Genomic DNA, 12,577 nt, shown 5'->3' with positions numbered 1-12,577 from the left:
GGGAAAATTGTGCGGCGTTCATGACAGGCGCACCCCTTCTGCCTTTAGTCTTCTGCCTTTATGCTTTGGAGAGGGATGAACGAAAATCGAAGGCTGATAGGGAAAAAATGCACCGTTCGTCACACGCGCACCCCTTCAGCCTTTAGTCTTCAGCCTTTAACCTTTGGAGACCGAAGACCGAAAATCGAAGGCTGAAAGGGAAAAAATGCACCGTTCATCACACGCGCACCCCTTCAGCCTTTAGTCTTCAGCCTTCAGCCTTTGGAAAAGCCGTAGGCTTTCCGGTCACCATCATGAAAGTCAAAAATTAACATTCCTATTTGTAAACCTTGATCGTGTAGTCGCCCGTACCGCCGGTCCGATTGTAATGCCGGATCTGTACGAGATACCTTCCGGGAATAAGATCGGCACCGATCCTCGGGTTGTAACCCTTGCCGGAATCGTCGTCCTCGGCGATGAGGTTGGTCCGATTGTCCGGACCGTAAAGCTTCATGACCAGGTCGGTCTCCCCCTCGGTCTCGATGGTGTAGCGGCCGGGGGATTTGACCATGAAAGTGAAGAGATCCTCCTCGCCCGGCAGACCGATGGATGCCGGCGTTCCCTCGAATTCCAGCACGTCCAGTTCCACCGCATCGGGTTGGGACCCCCTTCCGGGATACATTTTTTCACCGGCAACGAAGGCCTTTTCCATTGCCGACAGCGTCTTGTTCTCCTTGGTCTGAAAGCCGTCAAGGGTCCATTCCCTGGGAAAGGCATAGAGCATGACGGCATCGGGATCGAACACCGTGCCGTTGATCTGGTCGTGGGCATATTTATTGAGGACATTGTGGCGGATGGTGGCAATATCCCAGTAATTGGGCGGGCCCGAGAGGTCGCGGATCACGGCCTCTTCATTCCATTTGATGCCCTCTTCGGGGTTCTGGTGTTCATGGGCCAGTCCGATGGCGTGGCCAAATTCGTGCAGTACGACGGCCTCGTCCAGCCATCCGTAATTCATGGTCGGCCGGCTGACGTGAATACCCTTGGCGTCCGTGCCCAGATAGCTCCACGCGCCGTCGTCGGCGAAGGCGATCCGGATATCGGCGTCCGGCGCAGTGCCGAAGTCGAAATTGAGGTTGGCAAATCGGGACCACTGGGGCGCGAATGTCTTGACGACGTCGTGCTGTTGGGCGGTGCCCCCCAGAAACGAAACGCGCAGGGTCGATCCGTTGGGCCACAGCTTACCGATGGGGGATATGGCCCGGGTACGCGTGGTTCCCTCGATATTTCGGAAGAGGATCGCGCGGTGCAGGTCCCTGGCGAGAATTCTATCAAAACATATTTTTTTGATATCTGACATGACAGGCCTCCTTTAGGTGACCGTATTGAAAAGGCTTTCTCCCGAACGGGTTGGGATGACGGCAGACAATTTCAGGAACACATCAAGCGGGAGCGGTAACGATCTGACCGTAAAAAGGGATGATCAATCCGATACCGGCCGATACCGGCCGATACCGAATTGCGGTGGAACGTGAAAGGTGCGCTGATTTCATATGGGGTTGCATATTTCTGCCGTACCCCAAACTGGTAAGAACCCCGAAATTGATTGTCAACCGGAAAAGCGGGAGGGCGAATCATGGAATGTCCATACCCCTGTCACGGCGTCATGATGGAAGACGCCCCCCGATAAATATGAGGATTGTCTTTCGAGAAAAAACGTTTTAAAAGACATTTCCATTGAAAATCCGTCGCAAAAGGATTAAGGATTTTTTTCGGCAACGCTTCTTGGCGCAAACAGGAGACCTTTTACAGGAAGAGGGCTATGAAATACTGGCGGATTCCCCTTGATACCGACACGGTGGACATCACCCGGGGCATTGTTCACATTCTGGAGGACCGGTGCAAGGGATGCGGCTATTGCATCGCGTTCTGTCCGAGAGAGGTCCTTGAATTTTCCAAGACCTTCAACGCCAAGGGATATCACCCGCCCAGGGTCAAGAACGACGACTGCCTGAATTGTCACTACTGTGAACTGCTCTGCCCCGAATTCGCCATCTTTTCGTCGGCAGCACCGCCGCCTTCACAGCCGGTCCCAGGTCCGACCGAATGACCGGCGCACGCCCCGAAAGCAGGTCCCGGAACCGACAGATCGGGACGAACCACGACACCCAAACCGGAACTTCATTATAGACGAGGCCGTCCATGACATCCAGAGTCCTCACCGGAGAACATTTCATTAACGGAGACATCGCCTGCGCCGAAGGCGCCATTGCCGCGGGGTGCACTTTTTTCGGGGGCTATCCCATCACCCCGGCAACCGAGGTCGCGGAACATATTTCCATTCGGCTCCCCAGGGTAGGCGGCACCTTCATCCAGATGGAGGACGAGATTGCGGCCATGACCTCGGTGCTCGGCGGCGCCTGGACCGGCGCCAAATCCATGACCGCGACATCCGGTCCCGGCTTCAGCCTCATGATGGAGACCATTGGACTCGCCGTCGTGACCGAAACGCCCTGCGTGGTCGTGAACGTCCAGCGGGCCGGGCCCTCCACGGGCCTGCCCACCCAGGGCGCCCAGGCCGACATGATGCAGGCCCGGTGGGGATCCCACGGCGACTACGAGATCATCGCCGTCGCCCCCGCATCTCCCCAGGAGATGTTCGATCTGACCATCACCGCCTTCAACCTGAGCGAAGCCTACCGAACGCCGGTCTTCATCATGTCCGACGAGATCGTCGGACATATGAGCGAACGGGTCGTCATTCCCGAGGCCGGTAAGATCCGAACGGTGTCCCGGCCCAGACCCGCCGGCCGGAAGGACCGCTTCCGTCTCTACCGACCCGGACCCAACGGCGTCGCCCCCATGCCCGCCATCGGCGACGGCTACAAAATCCATGTTACGGGCCTGACCCACGATGAAAAGGGGTATCCGGTGATGTCCGTGGAGACCCAGAAGGAAATGATCGAACGGATCACGGGCAAGATCCGGAACAACATCGACGACATTGTCATGACCGAATCCTACCGGCTGTCGGACGCCGATATCGCCGTCGTCTCCTACGGCGTGTCCGCCCGCACCAGCTTCACCGCCGTGGACGAAGCACGGAAACGGGGCATCCGGGCCGGCATGCTTCGGCTCGTGACGGTGTGGCCGTTCCCCGAAAAACAGATCCGGGCTCTGGCCCAGAAAGTCAAGGGGATCATCACCGTCGAGATCAACATGGGCCAAATCAGCCGAGAGGTCGAGCGGTGCGCCGCCGGACGGGTGCCGACCATCGGCGTGGGCCATCACGGGGGCGCCATCATTCCCCCCGAAGCCGTCATCGACGCCATGGAGAAGGAGGTCATGCGATGACCCGAAGCGCCGACCCCGCCGTCGCCCCGACGGTCCATCCCCTGGAGGATCTCGTCCGCATGGACCGGATCCCCCACATCTGGTGCCCCGGCTGCGGCACCGGCTCGGTCTTTACCGCCTGCCTCACGGCCATCAAGCAGACGGGGATCCCTTACGATCAGTTCGCCATGGTGTCGGGCATCGGCTGTTCGGGCCGCGGCGCGGGGTACATCAACATCGACTCGTTCCACACCACCCACGGCCGGGCCATCCCCTTTGCCACCGGCATCAAGATGGCCAACCCGAAACTGAATGTCATCGTCTTCTCGGGCGACGGCGATCTTTTCGCCATCGGCGGCAATCACTTCATACACGCCGCCCGGCGGAACATGGACATCACGGTGGTGTGCGTGAACAATCTGACTTACGGCATGACCGGCGGACAGGTTGCCGCCACCACCCCCCACAATGCCAGATCCTCCACCACCGTGATGGGCAATCCCGAAACGCCGTTCAATCTGCCGCTTCTGGCCTACGCCGCCGGCGCCACCTATATCGCCCGATGGTCGATGCTCCACGCACGGGATCTGGCCGACGCCATCGCGGCCGCCCTTCGGCGGCGAGGATTCTCCTTTATCGAGGCGCTGTCGCCCTGCCCCGTCAACTACGGCCGACGCAACCGGGAAAAAGCCATCGACACGCTCAGGCACTATCAGGAAAAAGCCATCATCAAAAACGGCGCTCATCCCGCCGAACTGGACATGAGCGACGCACGGGGGCCGATTCTCGGGAATTTTCTGGACATCGAGAAACCCACCCACGATGAGATCTATAAAAGGATGTACCGGCCGGAGGAGGGGTAAAGCCATGGCGCGAAAAGACATCAAACGGCAGGAAGTTATCGTTACCGGATTCGGTGGGCAGGGCATCGTCCTGGCCGGCCGGATCCTCGGCATGGCCGCGGCCCTGGGGGACCACCGGGAAAGTACGCTGGTCCAGTCCTACGGCCCGGAATCCCGGGGCGGCGCCTGCTGCGCCCAGGTGATCATTTCCGACGCAGTCATCCAGTACCCCTATATCGAGGCGCCCGACATCCTCATCTGCATGTCCCAATCGGCCTACGAAAAATACCGCACCGCCCTCAAGCCCTCGGGCCGCCTCCTGACGGACAAGGATCTGGTCGCCCCGGGCGGCGACCGACCGGAAGTCTTTTCCATCCCCGCCACCCGTATGGCCGAGGAGCTGGGGCGAAAGATGATGGCCAATATCATCATGATGGGATTCGCCACGGCCGTCACCGGCGTGGTCTCTTTGGATGCCATGAAGACCGCCGTCACCGCTTCGGTCCCCAAGGGGACGGAAGAGATGAATTTGGCCGCCTTCGTCAAGGGGTTCGACTACGGCGCGTCAACCCTGAAAGGACGGGAGAAGAAAAAATCCGGCACCGCCGGCAGGATAGGAGCCGTTCGATGAAGCGCCCCAAAGACCGTCTGCACAAAGTTGTCATCATCGGCGCCAACCCCTCGGGGATCGCGGCCGCCAACAAGCTGGGAGAACTGGGCGTTCCGGTGACCCTGGTGGACCGGGACGCGAACCTCGACCGCAAGCTCGCCAACGACGCCTGGCGGCTCAACTCGGGGGTCCCTCTCAACCACGCGCACCGGCCCGGCCTCATCCGTATTTTGAGAAACCCGGCTATCCAGTGTCTCCTACCCGCCGATGTCACCGGCATTCGACATACCCCCCAGGGGTTCCGGGTCGGCATCTTCCGTCACCAGACCTTCACGAACCCCGACGCCTGCGTTCTCTGCGGTCGCTGCGCCGAAGCCTGTCCGGTGTCGACGGAGGACGGCCGCAAAGCGATCGTCTTCGACGGACGCCTGAGTCTCCCGGGCCGGCCGGTCATCGATAAGCGTCGGACACCCCTTTGCCGGGAAAACTGTCCTCTCGGCGTCAACGCCCAAGGGTACGTCGCTCTGGCCGGGGCCGGCAAATACGCCGAGGCGCTTGCCCTGATCCGGGAACGGAACATTCTCCCCGGCATCTGCGGCCGCATCTGCAACCACCCTTGCGAGGACGACTGCCGCCGGGGAACCCTGGACGATCCGGTCGCCATCCGCGACATCAAGCGTTTCCTCTCCGACTATGGCGCAGCCCACCCCGAAGAGACACCGGCCCCTCGTCCTGCTGAACGACGCCCCGAACATTTTGCGGTCATCGGGGGCGGTCCGGCGGGAATCGCGGCGGCGGCGGAATTCGCCCGAGCCGGATGCGCCGCGACCGTCTTCGAGCGCGAAGCGTCGGCCGGCGGTCTTCTCCGCTACGGCATCGGTCCTCACCGGCTTCCGCGGCACATCCTGGACGCCGAGCTTGCCGTCGTCCGCGACATGGGCGTCACGTTCGCCGCCGGCCATCCCGTGGACCTGACCGATATCCAGTCCATGACGGCATCCTACAGTGGTGTCGTGGTGGCCGTCGGATCCTGGAAGGACCGGCGACTGGGCATCCCGGGCGAGGACCTTGACGGCATATCGGGATGCCTCGAATTTCTCAACCGCTGCCACCGCGGAGAGATGGAACCCCTCCGGCAACGGGCCGTGGTCATCGGCGACGGTAACGCGGCCTTTGACCTGGCCCGGACCCTCGTCCGCACGGGCGCATCGGTCACCCTCATCTCCTGGTTCGGAAAGGACGAGATTCCCGCCGATCCCGAAGAAATCCAGGGCGCCGTTCAGGAAGGCGTCGTCATCCGGGATCGGTGCCAGGTTGTCGCATTTCTCGGCAAGGCGGGTCGTCTCGACCGCCTCAGCGTCAAACCCACGCGGCCGGGAAAACCCGACGCCGGCGGGGTGGCCTGGCCGGTCATCGTTCCCGGTGCCTCGGCGTTCGAGATGGCCGCGGACCGGGCTTTCGTCGCCATCGGGCAGATCGGGGCCTTTGAACCGGGATCATCCCTGGGCGGTCTGGAGATCACCGACCGGGGGTTGATTCGGACGGACAACGGCCCCCGGACCTCGCTTTCCGGCGTCTATGCCGCCGGAGACGCCGTTTCAGGCCCATCCACCGTCGTCAAGGCCATGGCCTCAGGTCGTCTGGCGGCGATCACGGCCCTCTCGGACATCTGCGGCGTTCCCGTGCCTTCGCCCACCTGTGCGCGGCCTTCGGACCGGGATTTCCGGGACATCCCCTCGAACATTCCCGTCCACTGCCGCGTTCCCATGTCCGAGGTCCAGCCTGCCGTCCGAATCGGCGGTTTCACCGAGGTGGCCCTGGGGCTCTCCGAGGTTCAGGTGCGTGAAGAGGCGGATCGCTGCCTTCAGTGCGGCGTCTGCGCCGAGTGCCTGGAATGTGTCAGGGCCTGCGGCGCCGTGGGGGCCATCTGCCACACAGACACCGGGGAGACCTTTGCGGAACACGCCGGTGCCGTGATCATCGCCGACCCGGACATGGCCCCGGCCGTCAAGGGCGACGACATCATCCGGGCTTACGGCCCCAGGTCCGCGAAGCCCGACGTCTACGCCATGCTGATGCGCGGATATGCGGCAGCCGCCCAGGCCCTCCTGCTGTTGGGCGACGCCTCCTGGGTGCGGAAAGGCAACGGGTTTTCGTTCACTCAGCCCGACCCCGGCCTCTCGCCCGATATCCGGATCGGCGTTTTCATTTGCCGGTGCAACGACTCTCTCGGGTGGATGGACGAGATGGACCGGTACATCGAATCACTGGCCGCGGTCCCGGACGTCGTGCACACCGGAACCCTGGCGTCGGCCTGCGTGCCCGAGGGGATTGCCGCCGTCATCAAGACCGTCCGGGACAAAGGCATCACGCGAATCGTTCTGGGATCGTGCGTCTGCTGCCCCCTCAATTTCGTCTGCAGCGCCTGCACGGATCAGCGGAGCCGCTTGAAGCACGCGCTGTTCACGGCGACGGGCATCAGCCGGTCCATGGTCATGGTCCGAAACATTCGGGGAGAAGCGCTGAGCCTGCTCCAGAAGGATCCGGACGAGGCCCTGAAGCGTCTCCGGGGCCTTATCGATCGGTCGGTGAAGCGCTCCCGCAAACTCACCGCCTTTCCGACCCCGAGCCGGCTCTACAACTTCGCCACGGCCGTCATCGGCCGGTCGGAGGCCGCCATGACCAGCGCCGTGACCCTTGCCGATATCGGCATGGACGTTTTCACCTTCGGATCGGAGGCGGCATCCGCGGGCGATCTGCCGGACCACCCCAACATCCACGCCTTCACCGGCGCTCGGGTGACGCGGCTGAGCGGCAATCTGGGTGATTTTCAGCTGACGGTGGAAACCGAAGACGGTCACGTTCAGCAGATGCAGGTGGGCGCCGTGATTCTGGGGGAAAAATCCCGGCGGCACATCCGGCACATCCACCAGGAAGGCCTCCCGTTGCGGGTCACGGCCGTGGACATGCAGTCTGCCGGTGTCACGGGCGTCCCCTTTTTCTACCCGGGCATGACCGCCGTTTCGGGGCTTTTCCTGGCCGACCCGCCCGGCATCCGCATCTCCGCCCGCCGGAAGGGTGCCGCCGCCGCCATGCTGACCGCCGCGGCCATGCCGAACAGCGCCCGGCAGAACAAAGGGTTTACCGTTACCGTGAACGAGGCCGCCTGCCGCGGCTGCGGGCGCTGCGTCGATGCCTGCGCCTACCAGGCCGTGACCCTGAAGCGGAACGATATCGGCCGCTACGCCGTGGTCGACGAGGCCTTTTGCAAAGGGTGCGGCAACTGCATCTCCGTTTGCCCCACCAATGCGGCGGACAGTCCCTTTCGAAGCCAGAAATTCTTCGAGCAGACCCTCGCGGAAATCCTGCTGCCGTAAACCGTAATTTCAACCATGGTGCCGTGAATCGATGAGCGACTATAAAATCATACTCTATCTGTGCAATTGGGCGCCCCACACCGCCTACCATAACCTTCAGGACAACGGCTACCAGATCCCGCCGGAAATCAAAATGGTTCGGGTCTCCTGCACCGGAAGAATCACCAAGGCCCTGCTCCTCAAAGCCTTTGAAATGGGCGCCGACGGCGTGGCTCTAGTGGGGTGTGGCCCGGGGACGTGCCGGTATGGCACCGGCACCCTAAACGCCGTGAACAACACCGAGGACACGGAGCGCATTCTGGAGCTCGCGGGGATCGGCGGCCGTCGGCTCCGTTTCGCCACTTTCCTGCCCGACGACACCGAGCCGCTAAGGCGCTTTCTTGCGGAATTCACGGCGGACATCAAGACCATGGGCAAGAGCCCCGTGGTGCCGATGGGAAAGGTCCCTGCCGAGACGACCGAGGACCCGACGTCATTGGCCGATATCCTGAAAAAGCACGACGCATACGCCTGCCAGGACTGCGGCAAATGCACCTCGGCCTGCCCCCTGGCCCTGAGCGGCAAGCCTTACTCCCCAAGGGCCCTGGTGGGCGCCATCGCCGCGGCGCCGCCCCTTTCGGAAGCGGTCATCCGGGACGTCTGGGCCTGCCTCACCTGCGGCCTCTGCCACGAACGCTGCCCTTCCGACGTCGATTTTCCCGAATTCATCCGGGATGTCCGCTCCTGGATCCACGCCCGACAGGGAGACGAAAACCAGGCCCACGGCGGGTTCTTTCAGTCCCTCATGCGGACCATGACCTCGCCGGAAATCTCGCCCGGACGGTGGAAAGACCGTCCAGCCGACCTCATTGCGGACCCCGAAGGAAAGACCCTCTTCTTCGGCGGTTGCGCCCCTTATTTCGACATTTTTTTCCGGAACCACGCCGGCCTCGACACCTCCCGGACTCTTTTCGACGCCGTCCGGCTTCTCAACTTTTTCGACGTTCACCCGAGACTCCTGGAAACCGAACGGTGCTGCGGCCACGATCTTCTCTGGTCCGGAGACCGGCAAAACTTTCTGAAACTGGCCCGGTTGAACACGGAGATGATGAACGACCTCGGCATCGAGACGCTCATCACCGCATGCCCCGAATGTTACCGCACCTTGTCACTGGACTACCCGCGCCACGGCGTCAAGCCGGCCTTCACGGTGATGCATCTCTACGAATTTCTGGAGCGGGAGATCGACAAGGGCGCCGTCACCTTCGCTCCCCTGGAGCACCGGATCACCTATCAGGATGCCTGCCGCCTGAACCGCCTGTCCGGCGTGGGTGCCTTGCCGCGCAAACTCATCCACCGCCTTATGCCGACCCGGTTTACGGAGATGAAGGACAGCGGCGCCGCATCCATCTGCTGCGGAAACTGCGCCTGGACCGGATGCGACGCCTACAGCAAGGCGCTTCAGGTCCGACGCATCCGGCAGGCCGCGGCCACCGGCAGCGACCTCATGGTCACCTCCTGTCCCAAGTGCCAGATTCATCTCCGGTGCGCCATGGAAGACCCTTTTCTGGGCCGGGAGCTCATGATGGAAACCGCCGATCTGACCAGCGTCATCGCCCGGACGATCCGCTGGGAATAGACAACCCCGTAACGAGGAATGGAATGGGAACGACGATGTTCGCAAGACAACCAATGGATATGAACACAGACGCCCGAATCGGGGTGTATGTCTGCCGATGCGGGCTCAACATCGGTCAGACGGTCGACTGCGGCCGGGTGGCCGACAGCGCGAAGACCCTTCCCGGCGTCGCCGTGGCCAAGGCGGTCACATACGCCTGCTCGGAGCCGGGTCAGATGGAAATCAAGACCGACATCGCCGAGCTGAATCTCGATCGGATCGTGGTGGCCTCCTGCTCGCCCCGCCTCCACGAGCCCACCTTCCGTCACATGCTGCAGGAGGCCGGGCTCAACCCCTATCTTCTGGAGATGGCCAATCTGAGGGAGCAGTGTTCCTGGGTGCACATGAACGATCCGGGGGCCGCCACGCTGAAATCCGTGGATCTCGTCAAGATGGCCGTTGCCCGGGTTCGACTCCTGACCCCTCTGACCGAAACGGTCCTGCCGTTGACCCGGAGGACCCTTGTCATCGGCGGCGGCATCGCCGGCATCCAGGCGGCCCTCGATTTGGCGGACAATGATTACGAGGTGGCCCTGGTGGAAAAAAACAGCTCCATCGGCGGCACCATGGCCCAGTTGGACAAGACCTTCCCCACCATGGACTGCTCCATCTGAATCCTCGGCCCCAAGATGGCGGATGTCGGTCGACATCCCAGGATCACGCTTCACACCTTGAGTGAAGTGACCGAGGTCAAAGGCTACGTAGGAAATTTCGAGGTGAAGGTCCTCAAGAAGGCCCGGTATGTCGACGAAACGGCATGTACGGCCTGCGGCGACTGCGCCCGCGCATGCCCGGTGGTTTTCCCAGACGAGTTCAACGTGGGGCTCTCGTCCCGAAAGGCCGTCTACATCCCGTTTCCACAGGCGGTGCCGTCGGCCTATGCCGTCAACATGAACGAGTGCATGGGAAGGGGCTGCTCCAAATGCCTCGACGCCTGCGAGAAACGCTGCATCGATTTCCACATGTCCGACGAGGAGATCACCGAACGCGTCGGGTCCATTGTGGTGGCCACTGGGCTTTCACCCTACGATCCCCGGGAGATGGACGAGTATGGCTACACCCGATTTCCGAACGTGGTGACGAGCCTCGAGTTCGAACGGCTGGTGAACGCCGGCGGTCCCACCAGGGGGGAACTGGTCCGGCCGGGGGATCGGCAGCGGCCCGCCGCCGTCGGGTTCATCCAGTGCGTCGGCTCCCGCTCCAAGCGGAAAGGCGGGGAGTACTGCTCCAACATCTGCTGCATGAACACCGTCAAGAGCACCCTCGTCCTGAAGGAACACTATCCGGACATGGAGATCAAGGTCTTCTACATCGACATTCGGGCTTTCGGCAAAGGGTTCGAGGATCTCTACAATCGGAGTCGCCGCCTGGGGGTCCAGTATCTGCGGGGGCTCCCCGGGTCGGTGGAAGCACTGCCCGACGGTTCCCTGCGGGTGGCCGTCGAGAACACCGCCACCGGCGGGATCGAATTTCACGATCTGTCGATGCTCGTCCTGGCCCTGGGCATTCAGCCGGCACCGGGCACCGGGAAACTCCAGGAGATGCTGGGCCTCCAGCTCACCGCCGACGGCTTTTTCCTGGAGGCCCATCCCAAGCTCCAGCCGGTGGATGCGGCCACCCGGGGCGTCTTCTACGCCGGATGCGCCGAGGGTCCCAAGGACATCAAGGACAGCGTGACCCAGGGATCCGCCGCCGCGGCCCGAGCCATCCGCCTCATGCACAGGGGCCAGATCACCTCGGAGCCCATCACCTCCGAGATCATCACCGAGCAGTGCCGGGCCTGCGGGAAGTGCGCCGAGGTCTGCCCCTACAACGCCATCACCGTGGACGTCAAGCGGAAGATTCCCGCCGTCGTCAACGCGGCCGCCTGCGCCGGGTGCGGCACCTGCGCCGCCGAGTGCCGGTTTGGAGCCATCGTCATGAACCACTTCACCGACGCCCAGATCATCGCCCAGATCGACGCGCTCCTCGCTGAAAACGCGGCGGACAAGATCCTGACCTTCGCCTGCAACTGGTGCTCCTACGCCGGTGCCGACTATGCGGGGGTCTCGCGCCTCCAGTATCCCGCCAATGTCCGGCTCATCCGTACCATGTGCAGCGGCCGGGTCGATGAGTCCTTCATCTGGCATGCCTTTAAAAAAGGCGCCCCCGTGGTCCTGGTGAGCGGCTGCCACATTGGAGACTGTCACTACATCGACGCCAACCACTGGACGGTCAAGCGGGTGGAGAAGGTCCGGAAGAAAATGGAGAAGCTGGGCATCCGCACCGAACGCCTCCAACTGGAATGGATCAGCGCCGCCGAAGGCGTGCGCTTCGCCCGGGTGATGGCCGAGATGGAAAGGCTCCGGAAAGGGGTATCGCGGGAGGAGATCGCCGAGACGGCGGCGATCATCCGGAAGCGGAACCAGGAGCGGCGGTCAGGCGCTCCTTCTGGACCAGAAACGGCGACATCGCCGCGATAAGGACGATAAGGAATGGATCAGGGAGGCCCCTCGGGGTTCCTCCCTGTCCCGCTCCCCCAACATGCCGGCTTCCCCGCCCGCTCCCTCGCACGCCCCTGTTCGCCCGCCCCCGGAGCACCCCTTCAGCCTTCGGTCCGATTCCCTGATGCAACGCCGCAAGGTGTGAGTCGACCGCCCGGCAGCACCGGTTCCCGAAAATCGGACGCTGAATCTTGACTTGAATCAATTGCAGCGGAATATTGTGATGTTATCCTGAATCATACCCGATTGACGATGGGAATACCCGAACGCGGACAGAGAAGGGATCACTACCCGGG

General features: G+C 62.5%; 8 protein-coding genes. 7 read left to right on the top strand and 1 reads right to left on the bottom strand.

What is annotated here, in order from left to right; all coding sequences use genetic code 11:
* Positions 1-316 precede the first annotated feature (316 nt).
* Entirely contained in the window at positions 317-1,339 is a 1,023-nt protein-coding gene (locus AB7S84_RS05720; protein ID WP_020876768.1) for a pre-peptidase C-terminal domain-containing protein, read from the bottom strand.
* A 462-nt stretch (positions 1,340-1,801) separates the two neighbouring features.
* Between AB7S84_RS05720 and AB7S84_RS05715 the strand changes: the two genes are divergently transcribed.
* The 7 genes from AB7S84_RS05715 (at position 1,802) to hdrA2 (ending at position 12,260) form a co-directional block, all read left to right on the top strand.
* On the top strand, positions 1,802-2,089 hold the full coding sequence (locus AB7S84_RS05715) for a 4Fe-4S dicluster domain-containing protein (RefSeq protein ID WP_020876769.1): 288 nt from the start codon (positions 1,802-1,804) through the stop codon (positions 2,087-2,089).
* Positions 2,090-2,181: 92 nt separating this feature from the next.
* Positions 2,182-3,333 (top strand): 2-oxoacid:acceptor oxidoreductase subunit alpha, encoded by a 1,152-nt coding sequence (locus AB7S84_RS05710; protein ID WP_020876770.1) that lies wholly within the window; start codon positions 2,182-2,184, stop codon positions 3,331-3,333.
* Positions 3,330-4,175: a thiamine pyrophosphate-dependent enzyme gene (locus tag AB7S84_RS05705; protein WP_428153358.1), complete on the top strand. Its 846-nt coding sequence runs from the start codon at positions 3,330-3,332 to the stop codon at positions 4,173-4,175. Before AB7S84_RS05710 ends, AB7S84_RS05705 begins: the two co-directional genes overlap by 4 nt.
* 4 nt (positions 4,176-4,179) lie before the next feature.
* Positions 4,180-4,785 carry a 2-oxoacid:acceptor oxidoreductase family protein gene (locus AB7S84_RS05700; RefSeq protein WP_020876772.1) on the top strand — a complete coding sequence of 202 codons (606 nt, stop codon included), beginning with the start codon at positions 4,180-4,182 and terminating at the stop codon, positions 4,783-4,785.
* Positions 4,782-8,141: an FAD-dependent oxidoreductase gene (locus AB7S84_RS05695; RefSeq protein ID WP_428153355.1), complete on the top strand. Its 3,360-nt coding sequence runs from the start codon at positions 4,782-4,784 to the stop codon at positions 8,139-8,141. The genes AB7S84_RS05700 and AB7S84_RS05695 overlap by 4 nt, the downstream gene beginning before the upstream one ends.
* 31 nt (positions 8,142-8,172) lie before the next feature.
* Positions 8,173-9,759, top strand: a complete 1,587-nt coding sequence (locus AB7S84_RS05690; protein WP_428153353.1) for a hydrogenase iron-sulfur subunit — start codon at positions 8,173-8,175, stop codon at positions 9,757-9,759.
* Positions 9,760-9,794: 35 nt separating this feature from the next.
* Positions 9,795-12,260, top strand: a complete 2,466-nt coding sequence (gene hdrA2, locus AB7S84_RS05685) for a CoB-CoM heterodisulfide reductase HdrA2 (protein WP_144016509.1) — start codon at positions 9,795-9,797, stop codon at positions 12,258-12,260.
* Positions 12,261-12,577 lie beyond the last annotated feature (317 nt).

The sequence above is a fragment of the Desulfococcus sp. genome, assembly GCF_050178255.1.
Lineage (GTDB): Bacteria > Desulfobacterota > Desulfobacteria > Desulfobacterales > Desulfococcaceae > Desulfococcus > Desulfococcus multivorans.
This window is presented reverse-complemented; position numbering and strand designations above follow the sequence as displayed.